The sequence below is a fragment of the uncultured Pseudoteredinibacter sp. genome (genome assembly GCF_947502065.1).
Lineage (GTDB): Bacteria > Pseudomonadota > Gammaproteobacteria > Pseudomonadales > Cellvibrionaceae > Pseudoteredinibacter.
On the sequence record NZ_CANMYE010000005.1, the window covers coordinates 24,128 to 45,488 of the forward strand.

21 protein-coding genes are annotated in these 21,361 nt (G+C 45.9%); 10 read left to right on the plus strand and 11 right to left on the minus strand.

Annotated features, from left to right (window positions below; all coding sequences use genetic code 11):
• The first annotated feature begins 4 nt into the window (after positions 1-4).
• From Q1A41_RS13510 to Q1A41_RS13540, 7 genes are all read left to right on the plus strand, one after another.
• Positions 5-1,585 (plus strand): GMC family oxidoreductase, encoded by a 1,581-nt coding sequence (locus Q1A41_RS13510; protein WP_299979941.1) that lies wholly within the window; start codon positions 5-7, stop codon positions 1,583-1,585.
• 35 nt (positions 1,586-1,620) lie between these two features.
• Positions 1,621-2,097, plus strand: coding sequence for a thioesterase family protein (locus tag Q1A41_RS13515; protein ID WP_299979944.1), 477 nt, complete (start codon positions 1,621-1,623; stop codon positions 2,095-2,097).
• An 81-nt stretch (positions 2,098-2,178) separates the two neighbouring features.
• Positions 2,179-3,207: a glutathione S-transferase family protein gene (locus Q1A41_RS13520; protein WP_299979947.1), complete on the plus strand. Its 1,029-nt coding sequence runs from the start codon at positions 2,179-2,181 to the stop codon at positions 3,205-3,207.
• 56 nt (positions 3,208-3,263) lie between these two features.
• Positions 3,264-3,992 (plus strand): AraC family transcriptional regulator, encoded by a 729-nt coding sequence (locus Q1A41_RS13525; protein ID WP_299979950.1) that lies wholly within the window; start codon positions 3,264-3,266, stop codon positions 3,990-3,992.
• Positions 3,993-4,084: 92 nt separating this feature from the next.
• Complete coding sequence (locus Q1A41_RS13530; RefSeq protein ID WP_299979953.1) at positions 4,085-4,978, plus strand: EamA family transporter; 894 nt, start codon at positions 4,085-4,087, stop codon at positions 4,976-4,978.
• Positions 4,979-5,069: 91 nt separating this feature from the next.
• Positions 5,070-5,420 (plus strand): hypothetical protein, encoded by a 351-nt coding sequence (locus tag Q1A41_RS13535; RefSeq protein ID WP_299979956.1) that lies wholly within the window; start codon positions 5,070-5,072, stop codon positions 5,418-5,420.
• A gap of 9 nt (positions 5,421-5,429) precedes the next feature.
• Positions 5,430-6,335 (plus strand): phytanoyl-CoA dioxygenase family protein, encoded by a 906-nt coding sequence (locus tag Q1A41_RS13540; protein WP_299979958.1) that lies wholly within the window; start codon positions 5,430-5,432, stop codon positions 6,333-6,335.
• Positions 6,336-6,354: 19 nt separating this feature from the next.
• On the opposite strand, the gene Q1A41_RS13545 is transcribed toward Q1A41_RS13540, so the two are convergent.
• The 3 genes from Q1A41_RS13545 to Q1A41_RS13555 form a co-directional block, all read right to left on the minus strand.
• On the minus strand, positions 6,355-6,876 hold the full coding sequence (locus Q1A41_RS13545) for an AAA family ATPase (protein WP_299980690.1): 522 nt from the start codon (positions 6,874-6,876) through the stop codon (positions 6,355-6,357).
• Positions 6,877-7,189: 313 nt separating this feature from the next.
• Entirely contained in the window at positions 7,190-7,795 is a 606-nt protein-coding gene (locus tag Q1A41_RS13550) for a pentapeptide repeat-containing protein (RefSeq protein WP_299979961.1), read from the minus strand.
• A gap of 58 nt (positions 7,796-7,853) precedes the next feature.
• Positions 7,854-8,351 (minus strand): ATP-binding protein, encoded by a 498-nt coding sequence (locus Q1A41_RS13555; protein ID WP_299979964.1) that lies wholly within the window; start codon positions 8,349-8,351, stop codon positions 7,854-7,856.
• 286 nt (positions 8,352-8,637) lie between these two features.
• Between Q1A41_RS13555 and Q1A41_RS13560 the strand changes: the two genes are divergently transcribed.
• On the plus strand, positions 8,638-8,979 hold the full coding sequence (locus Q1A41_RS13560; protein ID WP_299979967.1) for a hypothetical protein: 342 nt from the start codon (positions 8,638-8,640) through the stop codon (positions 8,977-8,979).
• Positions 8,980-9,064: 85 nt separating this feature from the next.
• On the opposite strand, the gene Q1A41_RS13565 is transcribed toward Q1A41_RS13560, so the two are convergent.
• From Q1A41_RS13565 to Q1A41_RS13575, 3 genes are read right to left on the minus strand one after another with little or no spacing between them, the layout of a single operon-like run.
• The gene (locus Q1A41_RS13565) at positions 9,065-9,514 is read right to left on the minus strand and encodes a YaiI/YqxD family protein (RefSeq protein WP_299979970.1); all 450 of its coding nucleotides are present in this window, start codon (positions 9,512-9,514) and stop codon (positions 9,065-9,067) included.
• 8 nt (positions 9,515-9,522) lie between these two features.
• Positions 9,523-9,903 carry a VOC family protein gene (locus Q1A41_RS13570; RefSeq protein WP_299979972.1) on the minus strand — a complete coding sequence of 127 codons (381 nt, stop codon included), beginning with the start codon at positions 9,901-9,903 and terminating at the stop codon, positions 9,523-9,525.
• Positions 9,904-9,937: 34 nt separating this feature from the next.
• Complete coding sequence (locus tag Q1A41_RS13575; RefSeq protein ID WP_299979975.1) at positions 9,938-10,498, minus strand: hypothetical protein; 561 nt, start codon at positions 10,496-10,498, stop codon at positions 9,938-9,940.
• A gap of 153 nt (positions 10,499-10,651) precedes the next feature.
• On the opposite strand from Q1A41_RS13575, the gene Q1A41_RS13580 reads away from it, so the two are divergent.
• Positions 10,652-12,124: a M20 family peptidase gene (locus Q1A41_RS13580; protein WP_299979977.1), complete on the plus strand. Its 1,473-nt coding sequence runs from the start codon at positions 10,652-10,654 to the stop codon at positions 12,122-12,124.
• A 332-nt stretch (positions 12,125-12,456) separates the two neighbouring features.
• Here Q1A41_RS13580 and Q1A41_RS13585 read toward each other — a convergent pair whose 3' ends face one another.
• The 5 genes from Q1A41_RS13585 to Q1A41_RS13605 form a co-directional block, all read right to left on the minus strand.
• Positions 12,457-13,062, minus strand: a complete 606-nt coding sequence (locus tag Q1A41_RS13585) for a hypothetical protein (protein ID WP_299979980.1) — start codon at positions 13,060-13,062, stop codon at positions 12,457-12,459.
• A gap of 6 nt (positions 13,063-13,068) precedes the next feature.
• Positions 13,069-14,994 (minus strand): PQQ-binding-like beta-propeller repeat protein, encoded by a 1,926-nt coding sequence (locus tag Q1A41_RS13590; protein ID WP_299979983.1) that lies wholly within the window; start codon positions 14,992-14,994, stop codon positions 13,069-13,071.
• Between the two features lie 230 nt (positions 14,995-15,224).
• Entirely contained in the window at positions 15,225-17,225 is a 2,001-nt protein-coding gene (locus Q1A41_RS13595) for a pyrroloquinoline quinone-dependent dehydrogenase (RefSeq protein WP_299979986.1), read from the minus strand.
• Positions 17,226-17,255: 30 nt separating this feature from the next.
• Positions 17,256-18,269, minus strand: a complete 1,014-nt coding sequence (locus Q1A41_RS13600; protein WP_299979989.1) for a VOC family protein — start codon at positions 18,267-18,269, stop codon at positions 17,256-17,258.
• Between the two features lie 30 nt (positions 18,270-18,299).
• A complete protein-coding gene (locus tag Q1A41_RS13605; RefSeq protein WP_299979992.1) occupies positions 18,300-20,135 on the minus strand; it encodes a lyase in 1,836 nt (611 codons plus the stop codon).
• A gap of 143 nt (positions 20,136-20,278) precedes the next feature.
• Between Q1A41_RS13605 and Q1A41_RS13610 the strand changes: the two genes are divergently transcribed.
• On the plus strand, positions 20,279-21,301 hold the full coding sequence (locus Q1A41_RS13610) for an AraC family transcriptional regulator (RefSeq protein ID WP_299979994.1): 1,023 nt from the start codon (positions 20,279-20,281) through the stop codon (positions 21,299-21,301).
• Positions 21,302-21,361: the final 60 nt, after the last annotated feature.

Here is a 21,361-nt window from a genome sequence, read left to right on the forward strand (position 1 = left end):
TACTGTGAGTACAATAATTCAAAGTGATGAAGTAGATGTTTTAGTGGTTGGCTCCGGTGCCGCAGGGAGCCTATTTGCAGCGACGGCCGCTAAAGCCGGCAAACAAGTGTTGGTTTTAGAAGCCGGCCCTGAAAAGAAATTGAGTGACTTGCAAAGCTCTCAGATTTGGGCGCGAAAGCTTAAGTGGGCCGGCAGCCCGGTTGAAGAAAGTGGCAATCATAAAATAGGACAAAATTTTAATTCCGGCTTCGGTAGCGGCGGCAGTGCCGTTCACCACTATGGTGTGTGGCCACGATTGCACGAGAACGACTTCAATACTCAAAGCCAATATGGCATTGGCTTTGATTGGCCGATCCAGTACGACCAGTTACGCCCTTTTTACGACCGTATTCAAAAACATATCGGCATTAGCGGTGATGCTAAGGCCGAGCGTTGGCGGCCAGCCGCTGATGATTATCCAATGCCCGCGCTGCCGACTTTGAATCAGGGAAACGTCATCGCCAAAGGCTTTAAAGCTAAAGGCCTGCACACCGCGCCAATACCCTACGCGGTAAATTCTGTTCCGAAAGGCAATCGCCAATCCTGTATTTTTGATGGTTGGTGTGATGCTGGCTGCCCAACTGGTGCGTTGGCTAACCCACTTGTTACCACGCTAGCTGAAGCAAAGCTGGCTGGCGCAATAGTGCTTAATAATTGCTTAGTTCGTCGAGTCTTACTCAATGAAGCGGGGGATAAAGCGACTGGCGTTGAATTTCAAAACTCCAACGGCGAGATCTTTGTCCAAAAAGCACAAGTTGTTGTGCTCGCAGCTTTTACCGTGCAGAACGCTCGTCTACTCTGGCTTTCGCAACACAGCAAACATCCCCAAGGTTTAGGCAATAATCACGATTTACTGGGCCGTTATTTAATGACCCATCCAGCACATACTATTTGGGGCGTATTTATAGAAGAAACCCAGCCCCATATGGGCTTGAGTGGCGGCCAATTAATTTGTCAAGATGGCTACGCCAACAAAAAAGCGATGCCAGAAAGCTACGGCAGTTATCAGTGGCTCATCGCCAATGCCTGTAAACCTAATGACCTACTGGGTATCGCAACTTCAAGAGCAGACTTGTTTGGTAAGAAGCTTGATCGCTTTATGCAGCAGGCGAGTAAACACTTTGGCACCATGGTGGGTATTTGTGACGATATACCATCAGCCGAGAATCGGATAACTTTGAGCAGCAATAAAGACAGCAGTGGCTTGGCGCTTGCTAAAGCTCATCACGATATCGATCCGCGTGTTGCCAAGCTTACCGAGCATATGGTGAAAGAAGGTTTAGAAATCTTTAAAGCAGCCGGCGCCAGCGAAAGCTGGACCGGACCACGAGCCGGTATGCATATTATGGGTGGTACCATTATGGGGAAAACTGCCAAAGACTCCGTATGTAATAAATATGGGCAGCTACATGATGTAGCCAATGTATTTGTGGCCGGGCCCGGTTTGTTCCCCAGTAGCGGAGCTGTGAACCCTACCTACACAGTTACAGCCTTGAGCTTAATGGGTGCAGAGCATATGCTAAACAGCTGGAGTCAACTCAGCTAAGCAATGCGCATTCAACAAGTTGTAAAGGGGGTAGGGTGAAAGAGAGTTACCGCGGCCAAGTCGAAGAGGCTTGGATAGATCTAAATCAACATATGAACATGGGCTACTATCTCGTGGTCTTCGATCTTGCCACCGAGAATTACTATCGCGATCTGAACATTGGCGGTGTCAGCGATCTAGATGATGGTCATACCATCTTTTCTATTGAGTCCCGCCTGTGTTATCGAAAAGAACTGCGTTTAGGCGAGCGCTTTATTATCGAAACCCAGCTATTAGGTTTTGATCACAATAAGGTGCACTACCTCCACAAAATGATGACCGAAGAAACTCGGGAGCTAGTGTCACTCAATGAATGTATGGTTATCAATGTCGATCAAACAAGCCGCCGTTCAACAGCCTTTACCCAAAGTAGCTTACAAGCTTTACAGGCAGAGCAAGCCCAGGATCAAGACCTGAATGTTGACCCTTGGGTAGGGCAAAGCATGCGCCAAATAGGCTGGCCGGATAAATAAACCCAATTTATCGACATAAACACCCTGGAAGCTCATGGTAATAGCTGAAACAATAGAGCTATACAATTGAAGGGGATCACCATGTCAAAGCCCATCCAACTTATTGGTAATGTTGGCTCGCCATACACCCGCAAGATGCTATCCTTATTGCGTTATCGTCGTATCGAACACGCGATTACCTGGGGCGATCCAAGTGCTGAATTAGACAAGCTTGGGATTCCAAAGCCCAAGCTCGCCTTTATGCCTACTTTTATTTTAGATAATGAAAAAGGCGAAGCAGAGGCCGTTTGTGATTCCACACCTATTCTTCGACGGCTAGAAAAACTATCTCAGAAACGCTCCGTATTACCCGACGACCCGGCACTGAACTTTATTAATTATTTGCTGGAAGACTATGCAGATGAATGGTGCACTAAATTTATGTTCCACTATCGTTGGCACTTTAGCGCGGATGCCGATAATGCCGGAACTCAGCTACCACTATCAATGGGCGTCACCTTAGCGGAAGATAGTTTGCAGCAATTCAAAGCGTTTTTTAGCGAACGCCAAATTGGGCGATTAGGATACGTTGGCTCCAATGAAATTACCGCTCCGGTAATTGATGCAAGTTTTCGTCGCTTACTGCAGCTTTTAGAGGCTCACTTTGCCCGGCTGCCGTATCTTCTTGGCGATAAACCAAGCTCAGCCGATTTTGCTTTATTCGGCCAACTCAGCCAACTTATCGGCTTCGATCCAACTCCTCGCGCCATCGCTTATGATTTATCGCCAAGAACAGTAGCTTGGGTAAGCATAATGGAAGACCAAAGCGGTTTAGAGACTGAGAAGCTTCAGTGGAGTGAGCTTGATGAGCTTCCTGAAACCTTAAAGGATATTTTAAGGGAGCTGGCAAAAACCTATGTACCCGCCTTACTGGCCAATGCTGAAGCCATTAAACATCATCATTTAGAATGGCAGACTCAAATCGATGGCAAGCCTTGGAAGCAAGCTAGCTTTCCTTATCAAAACAAGTGCCTTCATTGGATACGAGAAGAGCAGAAAAAGCTAAGTACCCAAGATCAAAAACGGCTTGCTGATTTACTTTCTGAAACTGGCTGTGACGCTTTACTGTAAATTTATCAGCAACACGAAAAGGCGCTCATAAAGTAAATAAATGATAGTATGCATTTATGATGAGTGATAACCCAAAACTTACATTAGAGCTGCGCAGTTACAATAGCGAAAGCCATAGCCACCAGCATGATTATCATCAACTGGTATTGCCAGTAGTGGGCGAGTTGGAGCTAAATGTTGGCCAACAAGAGGGCAGGGTTAGTGAGCAAAGTATAGCCCTGGTAGCAGCCGGAAAAGAGCACGGTTTTTCCGCCACAGAAAACAATACTTTTGTTGTTGCCGATGTACCATCGATACTCGCCCCTCAACTCGAAAAGCTTCCCGCCTTTATCCCTTTAGATAGCACGCTGGCGCATTATGTCAGCTTCCTGCACAGTCACTTATCGATGAATGAGCGCAGGACAAGTAGTGAACGACAAATGTTGCTTCTGCTTATTCAATTGTTTCAGGAAAGATATGGCAACAGCTTAAGACTTGATAGGCGCCTAGAGGCCGCACGGGAATACCTTGATCAGCATTATCAACAGAACCTATCCTTAAGCCAACTTGCTACCGTTGCCAATCTTAGCTCCAGGCAACTGAACGAGCTATTTTGTCGGGAGATAGGAATGACTGCGCAGCAATATCTTATCGAAAAACGCATGCAGCTTGCTTGGCAACTTTTGGAAAGCACGAATCTAAGTGTGCAACAAATTGCCGAACGAGTTGCCTATTCCAACCTTTCTAGCTTTAGCAGTCGCTTCCGAAAACACTTTGGTAAGCCCCCGAGTTATTTCCGCAAATAGAACAAACAAGTCCTCCGATTTGGCAAAGCGCATTTATCGTCCAGCCTATACCCTGCATGCTCGATTCATCTTTGATTTATTTGGTATGTATTATGAACACACAGCAAGCGGCAACTTTCATTGGCTCAATTGCCATTTTGCTATGGGGAAGCCTCGCGCTTCTAACGCAACTCGCTGGCACTCACATCCCTCCCTTTCAACTTATGGCAATGAGCTTTGCAATTGCATTTTTGTTTATGCTCGGCCGCTGGCTTTTGCAAGGGCACCTGGGCATTCACCATCTAAGAACCAATACTAAATCTTGGCTCTTAGGTGTAAGCGGCTTATTTGGATTTCATTTTTGTTATTTCCTAGCTATGGATAAATCACCGGCAGCCGAAGTCAGCTTGATTGCTTACTTATGGCCAATCTTTATCGTATTGCTGGCTTTATTGTTGCCGGGTGAACGGCTATACAAACAACAACTAGCCGGGGCAGGGCTTGCATTGCTTGGCTGTTTTTTGTTGTTAAGTGGGGATTCCAACGGCTTCGATCAGCGCCACTTACTCGGTTATTCACTGGCCTTTGCCAGCGCCATCATTTGGGCCGTCTACTCTGTAGCGGGGCGCTTGATACCAACGGTGAACAGCGAAACGATTGGCTGGTATTGTGGCGCCACCGCCGCACTAGCACTGTGCTGCCACCTATATTGGGAACAAACTCAATGGCCCCACAAACCACAGCAATGGCTAGCCCTTATAGGTCTTGGCTTAGGCCCTGTAGGAGCAGCCTTTCTTTGCTGGGACTACGGCATAAAACACGGCCAAATACAGTTGCTTGCGGTTTTATCCTATGCCGCGCCATTAATCTCTATTGTATTGCTCACTTTAGCGGGAAGCTCCGAAATGCGCTTAGAAGTAGCGCTGGCCTGCCTACTTATTGTCGCGGGATCTCTTTGCGCGTCTCGTGTTAAAACACCGACGGCAAAGAGCATCAACAAACAATAAAGCTATTGACGCAAAAGCTATTGACACATCGGCACACATGGGAAACAATGTTTCCCATAAATATAAAAGTGAATACTAGCCGGTGGATCAGATGACAGATTTTCTATTTTACTTTGCCCTTTTTATCGCCATTGTTCTTACTATTGGTGAAACCTTAATCCTTGTTAAAACCGATAAATACTGGCCATTGTCCGTGGATGACTATGCAGTATGTGGCTTATTAGCCTTCAGCGCATTTAATCTGGATAGTGGTTTTGGGCTTGCCTTGATGTTACTTGCTTGGTCATTTATGGCCGGCAACTTATACGCCATGCTGTTTACCCGTATGGACCCAAATGGCGGGACCCGCGAGCGCTTAGGCGCCTTGACGGTATTAATGGTTTGCGCACTTATCGGTGCCGGCCTGACGGCTAATGAAATAACAGTCTTGATCAGCGCTTAGGAGATAACCATGAGCACTTTAAACCCCACTCAAGTCGCACAGTACAAAGAACAGGGTTATATCTGCCCGGTGACTATTCTAAACCCAGAAGAAGCCGCCCTAAGCCGCGCCAAATTGGAAGCCATGGAAGAGCTGCAGGGCAAACCTATGGATCGCATCCAGTGTAATAAAACCTATCTGCTGTACGACTGGGCCGACGAGTTAGTACACCACCCCAAAGTACTGGATGCCGTAGAGGCCTTAATTGGCCCGGACATTCTCTGCTATATGAGTAATTTGTTTACCAAGGAAGCAGGCACCGGCAGCTATGTGTCTATGCACCAAGATGCCGCCTACTGGGGTGTCGATGCCGATGATGTGGTTACTGCCTGGATAGCATTAAGCCCCGCTACCGCTGAATCCGGTGTAATGAAGGTAGAGCCGGGTAGTCACACTAGTGAGCGCTCCCAAGTGAATACCTATGCCAAAGACAATCTACTGACCCGCGGCCAAGCCATCCCAGAGAACGAGCTGGAGCCTGAAAAGCAGGTATACATGGAGCTAGAGCCAGGACAAATGTCCTTACACCACTTTATGTTGGTACATGGCTCCGACCCAAATCAAAGCGATGATCGACGTATCGGCTTAGCCATTCGCTATGTGGCAGCCAGTGCTAAAAAGATTGGTAAGCCCGAATCGGCACTGTTAGTACGTGGGCAAAATAAGGGTAATTTCCTGCTGGAAAAGCGCACTAAAGACTTTAGCAAAGGCGCCCGCACCGTTGAGCATATTCGCGCCTTACGACGTCAGCTGCACAATATTTTTAAAGCCAGCCCAGATGCCGACTGGAAAGAGCGCCTGCGACTAGGGGTCACTAAAAATGCCGCTATCGCGTTAAGCTATTTCAAAGAGTTATCGGCCAAGGTTTCTGCCTAGGCCGCAGCCTTGCATTTGGCTAACTCACAAGAGCTTCTGGCTTAGCCGCTTGCTCGTTTTCAGTACGGATAGCCGGGCGCCCAGTCAGCTCGGTTTTCTTACCATCGAAACGCTCATAAAAAGCCCGGTGGGCGGCAAGGGAGCAAGCGTCATCCCGGTGGCCATAATCATGAATCCACTGAGTGAGCATCTCTAGATTTTTATCTTGGGATGCCTTGCTGGAGTACTTGTGGGGCTCCCAAGGGCGAGCTTGAGCATTGGCCACACAATCTTCAATAGGTAAATTTAGGAATATCAGCTCATTGGCGTCTTCTTCTAAGAGCTCCAATAAATCCGCATAACAGCCTTCAATGACCCAACCCTCATGCTGCTCTACAAATTCGGTAATTAAACCCATGGATTCATCCAAAGGCATGCGCTTGGGAGGCAACTCTGGCAACCAAGCGACAGTATCTAGATCCAGATAACCTAGCCCCTCGGAAGTGGCTAAATAATTAGACAATGTTGATTTTCCAGAACCCGAGTTTCCGGTGATGAGCACTTTTCGCAAAACAATTTCCTAAGACAAATCCAGCAAGCGGCGCGAGTATATACGAGCTTATATGACGCTTTTGTGTCGTCGAGCAAGCTTTACTCTATAAGTCGCCTAGCTCAACCAATATCGGCCTGCATTCTAATACTTCAATATAAATCAGGGCTGAATTGCGGGCCTGGATTAAGGTATAGAGCGACATTTAAGGCCTGTCAATTTGCCCAGACAAGACAGACCCCTGCCCAGCTTATTGATATGACAGCGAGGAACCCCTGAGCCACACAATCAGTACCCCCTTTCGCCGTACACAGCTTCAAGTTATCTAGTCAACCAATTCGATATCAAAATAGTCTAGTAACCGTATGGCCTCGAAGCGGCTGAACTTTGCGCCCAATGTCGTGTTCTCATTTAAGTTAATATCGTAGTTGCTTGATTCTGTCATATCGCAACTGCTTAGATTCGTGTGTTGAAACAAGCTCCCAGTAAAATCGCAATAACAAAGCTTGGCGTCCGTAAAATCACCTTCTCTAAAATCGACATTATGTAATTTGCTGTCTTCAATGATTAATCCAGGTAAAGACACTCCATAGAAAGAGCTATCGTTTAGTACTACCTGATTAAATCTAATAGGCGATTCAAACATAATCCGAGGCCAATGCACCTTACTCCAATTCACCCCTATGACTTTACATAGATCGAATGCCACATCGGAAAACTTGCAAGCATCAACCCGAATCAAGCTGAGGTTACAATTATTAAACTCACACTCTATAAAACTGGCCCTCGAAAAATCCGCTTCACTAAAATTACAGTTTTTAAATATGCAATCATCAAACTCCTTCCCCTCTAAACTGATCCCTGAGTAATCTTGATCTGAAAAGGTTTTAGATAAGAAGGTGCTTTCCTTTGAAAATTCCTCTACCGTCATTACAACTTACTCTTTAAAAAGTAGGCACAGCCCTTATTGTAGCGCTTATAGCCATACATTAACTACGCCCCTCAACCAGCAAGCTAAAACTCTCTTCAAGGGAAGGTTCTTCAAAGAAGGAGTGCATTTTCCAGAACATATCTTCTGTATCCGTTTCAACCCGCTCAGGCTGAGCTTTACGGCGAGCTGCCAACTGATCTAGACAGTGCTGATCGGAACGAGCCAGGTAGAAGAGTTGATGCGGCGCTGCGATCTCTGCAAAAATACTTCGAAACCAATTGCGTTGATTTACGGTATTTGCCGGAAAATCCAGTACAACATCGCTTCCTGTAGTCAATATAGACTGCACTAGCTCTTTCACTATAGGCTTCAGACGTGTTGAATACTCAATGTAGCTCGATAAACAGCGCACCTGAGCAGGGTATAATTTTTCCAGCCATAGATCTTCCGATATAAGCACCGCTTGGCATTGCTCTGCGATTTGTTTAGCTCGTGTAGATTTCCCTGCCGCCATCTTTCCACAGAAAAAACTCAAAGTACCTATTTGTTTAGCCATATTGCCTCCGTATATAAATCCAGGAGGCAGAAACAAAAAACCCGCCTCTTGGGCGGGTTTAAGAATTACTTACGCACTAGCCAACCCACCATTGATTGATAATGATGGTAATAATGACGGCTTGAGTGCTAAGTATTTTGTTCATAGGCGGATATTGGTTGAGTATTAAGCAATTGTCAATCAGTTTGTCAAAACTGAACTTATGACTGATAGCCCTGAGTTGTATAAGCTTTAGAATTTTTAGATAGTATTAGCTTTTTAAAGGACAGCCCCACAAGGATCGTACATGAGATTTTTCAGCTTAGCGCTTTTCTTATTTTTAACCGCTTGTGACGCACGTTACTCACTAGGTTCCAAAACAGTAAAAAAATCTAAGGCTGGTTGGAATTTCAGCGTAAGTCGAGATCAAGAAAAACTAATAATTGATATTAGAGGACCTAAAATAATAACAGAAGAAGATGCTGTCTACGCTGTTAGGAATAACGACATTTTCGATGGGATATTTGAAGATCTTTTATGCGAGAAAGAAAATCAACTCACTAAGGTGACTGAACTACCAGAAAACTCTAAATATGATTTTAGAGTGACTTGTAGCTGCCCGGACAAAGAACAGATGGGCAAACTATAAAGGTTTCAGCTGAGCTGATTTGTAAAATTGCTCAGCTAGCTGCCACTCTCGATCTTACTGCAAAACGTCACCATAGTTTCAACCCTTACTTCTTTAGTTTAGCTAAGTACTTATCCAACTGATTCGCAAATGCCTGCTTTTCTTTTGGTCCCAAAGGCGGCGGGCCACCACTTTGGATGCCGCTGGCTCGCATGGTGTCCATAAAGTCGCGCATATTTAGGCGAGCACCAATATTGGCTTTGCTGTAAGGCTCACCTCGCGGGCTTAATGCCTTAGCGCCTTTTTCAATAACTTCAGCGGCCAGTGGAATATCTGAGGTAATTACAAGATCACCTTCAACACAGCGTTGTACGATTTCATTATCGGCAACATCAAAGCCGTGAGAAACCTGAACACTGCTAAGAAACTTAGATTTAGGTACGGGAATATATTGATTGGCGATTAAGCAGCAATCAGTTTCTGAGCGATTCGCGGCTCTGAATAAAATCTCTTTAATGGCTACCGGACAAGCGTCGGCGTCTACCCATATTGTCATAGTCTTTCCTAATCTGTTGGTAATTCGCCCGATTGCTTTACTTCAAAACGATTACCCTCTGGGTCAAGATAGTAGATCCAGCGATGCCCACCATATTGACCTAATTCTGAATCGGCTTTATAGCCCATAGACTTCATACGCTCAATGGCGGTATGTATATCTTCAACTTCAAAGGCTAAAACCATTGATTGCTGTTCAGTTGTTTTACGTTGCCCGCTAGCTTTGCCACCGTCAAATATCTCAAAGCAGTCGCCATTCTCAGTCTGCATTATGGCGCAATCATCGCGGTAACTTCTCAAGGACAAGCCCAGAGCCTGCTGATAAAAATCGCTAAGTTTCTTTACATCTTCTGCAAACAAACCGACCCAAGATATCGCCAGTGATTTCATGTTTTATATCTCATTTCCTGGTTGTTCTAGTGCTCTATTTTTTCTTAACTAATAACTTAGCCTCTAAGGCTTCAAGCGCTACATGCGCCGGGCTATTACTGAGCAGCTCGCGCAGCGAAAGATAAGGGTAAGGCAGTGCCTCAGCCCACACTAAGAAGGGCTCTTTTGCTTCTTCATCTAAAACATTCATAGCATCAATGATAATTTCCAAGCGGTCAGCCAGTAGATGCGGCCCTGAGTGTGTAAAGCTCCAGTGATAGTCGCCAAAGCCAAGGCGTACTTTGCCTGTGGCTTTTTCCGTCATAACAACCAGCCAACTGCAGCTCAAGTTAAGGTCGGCTTCACGAAATGTGTCAGTGATGCAATAGGTATAGATGTTCTCATATTGCTTATTAAAATCGCTCACCAATAACTGGCTGATAGCCGCTAAGCCCCGAGTATTTGACGGAAAGCTGATATTCTCAGTCTTCACCTGCATACTCAGCGTCGCATGCTGTGCGAAGGCCTGTTTTAACAAATGGGGCTTATTGTGATCTTTGCCCTGTATATATCGGCTAATGGCCTTTTTCATAGAAGCATTCATAGAAATATTCATTGTGCTCTTAGTTCTGACAAATTTACACAGCCCTCATGCACTTCTCACTCTGTATTGAGCCCACTCTATTTGAGATACTGCCTAGCTCTCACCAATGCAGCGCCTTTGATATAGATCGGTGTAAAAGGCGATTGTAAAGCTAAGGATTAGAAAATGAAAAAACTATTGGCGCTTCTGGCGGTAATAATACTAAGCGTACTCTCCCTGACCATAGTGCGTACTTGGCTTCACCAAGCCAATTCGCAAGACCAACTTTCAGAGCAATCTGCAGCGGCCACAGCAGGATTAGACAGCACGCAGATCGATATAGAGGCCATTTCCCAGCGCCTTTCCGAAGCTATCCAGATAAAAACGATTTCTTATTCTAGAGAACATAAGCCTGGCCCCGAGTTCAACGAGTTTATCAGCTGGCTCAAACTTAACTACGCCGAGGTTTTTGCACAGCTAGAGCTAACGATCCTTAACGACTACACCCTATTACTGCGCTGGGAAGGCCAGAATACCAGCTCACCCGTGCTTTTATCAGCGCATTATGATGTGGTTCCAGTAATTCCCGGTACCGCTAAACTCTGGCAGCAGCCGCCTTTTAGTGGGCATATCGATAGTACCCACATCTGGGGGCGCGGCGCGCTGGATGATAAGAGCGCCGTAATCGCTTTATTGGAAGCGACCAGCCTGATGTTAAAACAAGGGATCTCACCCAAACGTACTGTGTACCTAGCCTTTACCCATGACGAAGAAATAGGCAGTGAAAAAGGCTCAAAAGCCATCGCTGAATATTTACAGACGAACAATATCAAACTGGCCTGGAGCCTAGACGAAGGCTCCTTCGTATTGAGCGATATGATCGATGGCATGCCAATGCCAGTGGCCAGCATTAACGTTGCCGAGAAAGGTTATTTAAATATCGAGCTTTCTGTCCAAGGGGAGGGCGGCCATAGCTCAGTACCACCAAAACAAACCGCGATTGGCGTTCTATCTCAGGCGGTAAGCCGTGTACAAAATGCTCCAATGGAGGGTGGCCTAGAAGGTGTAAGCGCCGAAATGTTTGATGTGCTATCACGCTATATGCCCTTTAGACAGCGATTCTTTTTTGCCAACCGCTGGTTATTTAATAGCGCTCTAGAAGAGCAGATGAGCCAAGTTACTTTCGCCAATGCCATGCTACGCACAACCACTGCACCGACTATGATCAGCGGCGGTGTAAAAGAAAATGTCTTGCCTATTTACACATCGGCGAACATTAATTTTCGACTGCACCCTCGCGATAGCGTAGAACAAGTCGTCAGTCACGTTGAGAAGGTCATCGATGACCCAAGGGTTACGATACAGAGCAAAGAAGCTCAGGAAGCATCACCTGTAGCCAGCACTCAGAGCGAAGGCTTTAAACTGCTTGCGAATGCCAGTAGAGAAAACTTCGGCGAGGTTATTGTTACCCCTAGCATTACGGTAGGCGGCACCGACAGCAAATATTATCAACTCGTCGCCAAAGACAGCTTTCGCTTTAATCCCATGGTCATCGGCAAAGAAGATATCAGCGGCTTCCATGGCAATAACGAGCGAATTAGCATTGAGAATATGCGATTAGCGGTGAGATTCTACGCGAGATTGATGATGAGCCTATAAAAAATAAAGAGAACACAGCCCACGCTTCAGCTTGGGCCACTCGACCTGATCAACCTTAAGAGGTAAGTGGTACCAATTAAACCGAGCAGCACGATCGTAATCGCAAGCAGAGGGCTGTCATCAATATAAAAGCTATAAGCCAAGCCTACATACACCACAAGCTGTAACAGCAAACCCGTGACACATAAATACAAAGTGCGCTTGTTAGCTTTTTCCTTCGACGTTATTTTATCCACAACCCTCTTTTCGACTCCCGCTCGCTCTAGAGTTTATGCCTTATTACTTAAAGTGTAGACGATGAAAACGTTGAAGGTATAAGGTAAAAGTCCTGATTATAATGGCGACCGAGAAGATTGGTAAAAGCCTATAGCAGCAAAACTAGCCAACAATGCGCTTAAAAGAGAGATCGGCGGAAAATAGGCCGGCCACTTTTCAGGGCTGGCCCAAGAGCTGTACATGGGCAGCAAATGCCCCAGCAATGCCAAACAAGCCAACACCTTAATCAGATTATTCAAACGCTCTGACTGTAAGCGATAAAACGCATAGCTGCCCAAAGCGCCAGCAAGCAGCATGATGTTACCTAGTAAATTGAGCTTGGCACCATCATAAAACTTCGCAAAATACGCAGGGTTTAATAAGCCTATGGACAGCAAAACATGCAAGATCAAAGCATGCCACGCCCAACGCCCCCACATGGCCGATTGTTTCGCTTCAAATTTGGAATAAAGCTCATCGCTAGAGATAGCATTTAACAAGCCGATTCTTTTTAAGCGCCAAGAACAATAAGCTGAGGCCGCCATACAGGCAGCCACAAAAAAGCTAACACTTTTATTAACAATAAAAACAGGCCATTGCTCTATTGCTACATCACCAAACACAATATAGCGCAAGGTGGCGTAGCTTAAGCATATCAAAAGAACAACAACAGGCTTCATCATCAGTGCTTATTTTTCCAGTTCAAAAGCCAACAGCACATTACCAGGTAGCTGGCCAAACATACTGTAACCGGAATTAATAAAGAGCTTATCCTTACCTAGCACCGCACCATCCACATCGATAGCACCGCCATGAGCGGCTAGACCATTAACGGTTTTAAAAGGTACAGCTGTTTTACTTTGCCAAAGGATTTCACCATCTTTCATGCGATAAGCGGAAAGCTTACCATCTAAGCCCGCAGCGAAAACCAAACCAGGAACGGCACTTGGCGCCGCTGAAAGACCGTAATACCAAGAACAGGCATAACGATCTTCTAGCTTACGCTTTTTACCGCTGCGCACCTGCTCCAAGCCAATCTTAGGTGCATACTCCATATCGAAATCACAACCGCGGCTCACGGGCTTGGCCCATTCAACCTTACCGTTATCGATATTCAAACGATACAAACCAGGTTTGGGTGTATAGCCCGGAATATCACGCTCAGGATCGGCCAATGGAACATAAACCGAATTCTTATAAACCGTCATGCCCCAGTGAATACCACCATTGGTTGTACCCATACTTAAACGATTACGCCAATATAACTTACCGGTATCAGGATTTAGTGCAAATACCTCAGAAGACTTTTGCCCAGCTAACAATACCGGACGACCATCGCTCATCTTATGAAGAATCATCGGCGCACCAAAATCAAAATCTGGCCCCATATCCTCTGGACAAGCTTCGCCACCGTTTAAACAAGCCGCATTCCAAATATCATTGGCCAAAGCTTGAAACTTCCAGCGCATCTTGCCCGTAGCCATTTCCAAAGCGACAACCGAATCACTGGTGTCCGTAGCAGGCTTAGACGTATTCTCACCGGTACCAATAAAAATCAAACCGCGCTCAGCATCGATAGTCGGCGTCGTCCACACCACCGCACCAGACGGCCCAAACATCGGCACACCACTTTTGGTTTTACCCAAAGGCTTCGCTTGCTCAGTCGCATGCCATTGCCATTGAGTTTTACCCGTATTAGCATCAAGAGCAATCACCATGCCGTGAGAACGACAGCAGGGATAACCCGGCATACCAGCAGCGGCTACTTCAAAAGAAGAGATAGGAACTATTAACTGGGAAACCTCTTCTTTTTGGCCCTTAACCTTACCTTTATAAAAAGACGGCGTACCAGTAATTAATGAGGTTGGAAACACACCTAAGTTTTCCTTCCAAACTTGACTGCCATCTTTCGCGCGCACCGCGTAAACATTGGCTAGCTCGTCAGCAAAAAACAACACACGCTCACCAGCGATTTCACCCAGCACCAAACTAGAACGCACACCTGCTGCGGTTTGCTGTTGCCACTTAATACATCCAGTTTCCGGATCTAAGGCCATCACATGGGCACTTTTACTGCCTACATAAAGCGCATCTTCGGTATATACTGGCTGATTGCGCATATCGTTAACCTTCTGAAAACCAAAGGCCCACTTTAACTTCAGCTTATGCACATTCTCCGGCGTAATCTCACTCTGGGTCTGCAAACGGTTATTAAACTCACCAAAACCCCAGTCCCCACTGATCACCTTACCATCTGCCTGTGTCACCACTGGATACTTATCGCAGCGATTAGCTTCTAACCAAGTATTATCAACCTCACCGCCACCCGATAAATATTCCGAAACCCAACTACGCTCATCCTTAGACATAGCCGCCGCCTGTGGCTGCATACGACCAATCGAAATCGTCATCATAATTTGGCTTTGACTAAGTCGCTTTAAATCTTCCACCTTCGGCGCTTTATCAACACCTATATCATGACACGCTGCGCAGTACTTCTTATACAACTGCTCGCCTTTTTGAGCATTACTTAAATCAGCAGCTAAAACACCACTACTCAGGCTCACACCTAGCGCCGCACTGATCGTATAGGCTAATCGGCTTATGATTTTCATTGTTTTTCTCTTTTTATTAACTGTTTTATTTATAATGTTAGTTAAAACTCGGGGCTTCGAAAAATTCACGTTAGTAAGGTTTGAAGTGGAGTGGTGAGTTACAAAACCCTCAAAAACAGGGACGTTTTTGGGGAGCCCCCATGGATGGGTTCACGGCGCGTTTTGTAACTCACCACCCCACTTCAAACCGATTAAAGCAAAGAATAAGTAGCTGATATTTAAACTAGAGATCAATCCGGCAATGCATACGCCAAAATATAATCACCCGTCCCACGATTAAACATCTTATGCCCACCAGCAGCCAAAACCACATACTGCTTACCATCCAACTCATAAGTCATCGGCACCGCCGTCGCATCCACCGGCAACTTCGTCGTCCACAACGTACGGCCCGTTAAACTATCGTAAGCCCGAAAACGCTTATCCATCGTCGCCGCAATAAACGTCAAACCACCAGCCGTCGTCATCGAACCACCAAGATTCGGCGTACCCCAATCAATATCAAAAGGAACAGGAAAAGGCGCCATATCATGAATCGAACCCAAAGCAGATTCCCAACGAACCTCACCCGAACCCATATCAATAGCTACCATCTTGCCCCAAGGCGGCTCCGTACAGGGCGCACCCAAAGGCGACGTCACCGTATCCGTAATGACCATATAAGGAGAACCCTTCATCGTGACCTTCATCTCACTACCATGAGCCACAATATGATCACCAGGATTATTAGCATTAATAGGGCGCAGCTCACCCTCAAAAGGCGCCGTATTTAAATTCACAAACAAAAGATTACGCTTAGGCCAAAAGCTGGCACCACCCCAGTTAGCACCACCCAAACTACCCGGCAACATCAAAGTACGCTGCAAAGACAGCGGCGTAAAAAGCCCATCACTGTGCAAAGACGCCAAACGCTTCTCACAGGCATTTTTATCGAACCACAACATACCAAAAGCATCTTTCTTGGGATCGATATTGGCATCAATAAGGGGGCGTGGCTTCAGCGGGAAAGGCTGAGTTGGCGAACTGTACTCACCTGCAATTTTCGATTGCGGAACAGGGCGCTCTTCCTGGCCAAAGACAGGCTCACCGGTTTCGCGATCAAAGGTAAACACCAATCCCTGCTTGGTCACCTGAATAACAACCGCGCGCTTTTTACCGCCCTGATTAATATCCACTAATACCGGAGCCGCAGGCGCATCGTAATCCCAAAGATCATGGTGCACCAACTGCTGATGCCAAACGACCTCACCCGTAGCGCCGCGCAATGCCACAACCGAATTGGCATAGCGATTGTCACCCGGGCGCATACCGCCGTAGAAATCCGGCGACGGGCTACTGGTAGGAATAAAAACGAGATCACGTTCATTATCGACAGAAAGCGGGGCCCAAGCGTTAGCACCACCAGCGAAGTCTTGTGGGCTTTTGCCATCGACTCGAGGCCAATCTTTCGCCATAGGGTGGTCATTGCTTTTCGGGATCGGATCAAAGCTCCAACGAAAATCACCACTCAATGCATCGAAGGCGACAACAGTACCCTGGGGCGCATGGGATTCGGCAAAATCAATAATCGCCGAACCCACAACAATATTATTTCCAACCACAACTGCCGAAGAAGAATTGTTCACATAATCTGGCTGATAGCCGGATTTTTCATTGTATAAAAGCAGCTCACCATTTTTGGCAAAGCTCTTACACAAAGAGCCTTCTTTGGCATCGATCGCTACTAACCGGCGATCATGGGTGGCAACATATAAACGCCTGCCGCAGTATTTCTCGCGCTCTTGCGTATTAGAATGCTGCCAATAGGTAACCGCTCGACAGCGCATAGGGCGCGTGCCTGCCATATTTACTTTAGGATCGAAGGACCAACGTTGCTGCCCAGTTTTCGGATCAAGCGCAATGACCCTATTGAAAGGCGTACAAAATGCCAAGTGGCCGCCCGCTTCTTTAGGCAAAAGAATTGGAGTAACTTGGGTGGAGGTGCGGCCCATATGTTCAGCCATCTTCTCGCTGTCGCCGGTTCTAAATTGCCAGGCTAGCTCCAGCTCATCCACATTACTGCTGTTGATTTGCTTCAAGCTGGAAAACGCCGAGGCGCCTTCATTTGCCCGATAGTGCAGCCACTGTTCCTCAGCCTTTTTTTCAGCTTGAGCTACTCCAGTCCAAGCAAGCAACAATGCCACATTAATTGTCGCTTTAATTGCTGCCTTAATAGTTAAACAACGATACATACAAAACTCGTTCTAGTTTTCAACAGTGCTTTATGGGATTTGCTTTACTATTTTTAGGCTGCCTAGGCCTTTAAAGGCTTTGGTAAACTCTAAAACCCAACCCAGTTGTCTTTCACTGCCCATATAACTAGCAGTGCGATTCGGGCCACCGTTATCGGATTGCATCTGAAGGACAACATTATTTGCCTGCAGGTATTCCAGCAGTTGATCATGCTCTAGCAAACGTCCCAAACTGAAATGGTGTGCGCCATCACCATAACGGCGCAAGTAATCTCTATGGGGGGTAGGTCCGGCTACTGGCTGTAGTAACTCGATTTGAAGATCAAACCACTGGCCATAGCCCACATGTACTTCGCTATAGCCGGAGCCTGCGGCGCCTAAGTACTGGCCATCAGTGGTCATTGGTGGTTTAAAGTCTACAAAGACCCAAGGGGATAAACCTAAAAGTTCTTTCCATTGCAAAGCGGTTTTTTCAGCGGACTCAATGACAATGCCAATTTGAGCAATGCTCGCAGTATTGAGCGGAGCGTCTTTTTGCAGCGCCGCTAGATCGGCAACACCCCAGTAATGCTGCTTTGTTGGCGGTGCAGCTGTAAAGCTTAGATTCACACCCAAAGTATCGTAACTATCCAACCATTGTTGTTGATAGGGCTTAGCATTGGGTATATGACTAATGTCAGACGATGCTTTCTCTAAAGCAGCAAGTTTATAGGCGGCTTTATCTTTTAGGTATTTTTCATCTACTAAGAGATGAAAAATACCTTCGCCACGCTGCTGAATGAAATCAGCAAGCTTAGTTTTGCCGTATAGGGGCTGTATTAAATCGACACTCTTGCCTTTGAACTCACCTCTAGCAAAACGAATAGCGCCGCCCTCGACATTAAGATCGATATACTGCCACTGTTTAATTCCCAGTATGGTTTGGTAGTGGGAGAGCTTTTCTGGAATATCATTAACCGCAATACCAATACCCAAAAATGGAGATTCTGCTGCCCAGATAATCTGACTGAAGCAAAAGCTAATCAACAATAAAACTTTTTTCATTATTTTTTATCCTATTTAAAGACTAGCCAATTACTTCACAGCAACTTCAGTTTTATTCGCAGCTACCCTTTTTCCATCCGTTGGCATAACACGAATCAACGTTGGCTGACCATCTTCAATCTGCCAGCTAGGGAAGTGTGAGTTGGAAGTATAAATAGATCCGTCTTCACCAACTTCAATATCACGGGTAAAACTACGCTTGCGTGGTAGCGGATAGACCAGCCACTCTTCGCTATCGATATCAAAGCTAAAAATCGTATCGGACTGATTGCCGTTTACCCATACCATTTTTCTTTCACGGTCGATGTTGAGCGAGTAAGGCAGCTCATTCACTACCGGCAAATCATACATAGTGAATTTTTTCGCCTTCGGATCGTATTTAGCTAATTGCGAATCCTGGAAGGCAACAATCCACAGATTATTATCGGCATCTACCCGTAAGCGACGCGGCCCTTTAAAAGGCGTTTGAATCATAGAAACCTCATCGGTTTCTGGGTCGATAAAGCCAATATCATCACCGTAAAGACGAGCAAACCAAATTTTTCCATCAGGTGCTACATCAATACCGTAAGGCATAGGTACACCAGTCGATTTACGATCCACTTTCGGCAATGGTCGATCTTCAACATCCATGCTCAAAATAAAGGGGATGGATTTAATAATCATCCACTCCTTAAATGAGCGTGCCGGTAAATCGTAAACTTTGAATTCTTTCTTGTTTCTATCCCAACTGGCCACTTGAGAAGAGACGGCCAAAGTGAACCAAATACGCCCCTTGCCATCAGCACGGATAGTATGCGGGTAGTAGCCATCATCCATCTTGTGGGTGGTGAATTCCTTAGTATGAGGATTAAACTCGATCAAGGCTTGCTGCATAGATGGGGTAATAAATATGTGGCCATCTTTAGGGGAAACCGCAAAAGAGTGCACTCCCATATAGTTGTACAACTTAGGGAACATAGCGCCGAAGCGGTTTCCTAGAATGCCACCAAGCTTGGCATCTTTTTCGTGGGGTACCACATACACCTTGTAGTCACCGGTCTCTGGGTTCACCTCATAAATGCGATCTTGCAGATTGTCTCCCACATAGACAAAACCATTAGGGTGCACCAAGAAATCATGCATTTGAGAGAATGCATCCCCAATGGGGTATTCAATAATCTCAACACCCGCTAGCTTATCGGACCAAGGGCGAGGCGAGGCTAGCTTGTCTGAATTAGCATTAAGCTTTTTATATTGTCGGCTTAAAACACCGGCTAAACGCTCTTTGTCTTCATCAGCCACCCTTGCGCCATATTTTTGCATGCGCTCAATAATCTCCAGCCACTGCTCGGGGCTGCGCTCGGCACGCATGAAGGACGAACCCTGCTGGTGACAGAAAGCACAATTTAACTGAAAGTGTTTCTTCAGCTCCTTGTCACCTTCAAAATCCATATTGTTAATCCAAACATTGCTAGGCTTTGATTCAGCTAGCTCTTTGGGATCAACAATCGCCTCCAAAGCGACGGTTAATTCAGAATCAGCATTTTGTTGAGTCAGCAACTGATCTTTGAAACCCGGTTTGCGTACCCGGTAGCTCACTGTGCCGACATCATCAGCCAAGCTATCGAAGAGCACCTTACCGCCGCTGTTACTGAAACGGTTATGCTCTAGGGCTATTTTGTTGGCTACACCATGGGGACTATAGCCGTTATCACTTAAATCCTGAGCTGGCTTATTTTCCAAAATACGACTAACCATAGCGGTTGCTAAAGGCTTGCCCGCTTTATCGGTAATGGTAATTTCAGGTTTTGCTATTAACTGGGTAGGCGAAAGAGCGATACCACTGATAGCTAGGGCTATAAAGGCTTTAGCTGTAAGGCGCATGCTGGGTTCCTTTCATTATTGTTATCAATAAGGCTTTTAGATAATCACTGCGACAGCAATCGACAGTTTGATAGCTTTGAATCTTAAGCAAGCTAAAGCCTTTGCGTTTGACATTTAGACACTACCACTTGACAATTAAGACCATGACAACGCAAATCATCAGCCCTCTGCAGGTTAGGGCCAGTAATCTATTTGGATTCGACCAAGCTGTACGAGGCTTAGGTGGGGACCATCGCCCATTATTCGAAGAAATAGGCTTAGATCCGACACTGCTAGAAAGACCAAACGATTTATTTGCATTTGTCGATTTTAATCGCCTGCTCAATCTAGGCGCAGAGCGCTATAACTGCCCTTATTTCGGGGTTTTATGCGCTAAAATGCACGAAAACGCACCCTTCGATACCTTTCTACAAATAATAAAACGCAGCCCAAACTTAGCCGCCGCACAGGAGCTCTCCGATCGTTATAGAGGTTTGGAGTCAGAGGTAACCACCTTTAAGTTGGTGGTAGAGGAGGGCCTAGCTATTGTACACAGGCTCTATAATGCACCATTTCAGTTCGATACTCGGCAGCACCGTTTTTTTACTCTGACCAGAGCCTTTGTATTAGGGCAGCTACTATTGAAGGATGCTTGGCGGCCGCAGTCGGTTAGTTTTTCTTTTAGCCAGCCAGGGCCGGGCCCGTTTGAAAGACTCTTTGGAACACCGGTTTACTTTAATCGAGAAGCCGATAGCTATTGTTTTCCAGAGCAGGATTTATATAAGCCGCTACAGAGCTCAGATGAAGAACTGTTGGACATTTTGCAAAATCACGCAGAGCAACTGAAGAAAACCTTCGAGCTAGGGGCAAAGCTTCAGCCTGTAGTGCGTAAACTGATACAACAAGGCTTGAGTAGTGGGAATGCCGATTTAGACCGAATTTCCCAATTACTTAAAATGCACCCCCGAGCACTTCAACGAGGCCTGTTAAAAGAAGGTATTAGCTTTAAAAACCTGGTCCTCAAAACCCGAATGGATATTGCTCAAGAACTACTACTAAATTCTGATATATCACTTACCGAAATCTCTGAGTTAATTGGTTACAGCGAGTTAAGTGCATTTTCCAGAGCCTTTAAAAAGTATAGCAATCACTCGCCTGAACAGTGGCGAGCTCTATCCACACCATAAACTAAAAACTTCTATAAAAAGCTTTCAACGACAACCGACTAATTCAATAGTGTTAGATTT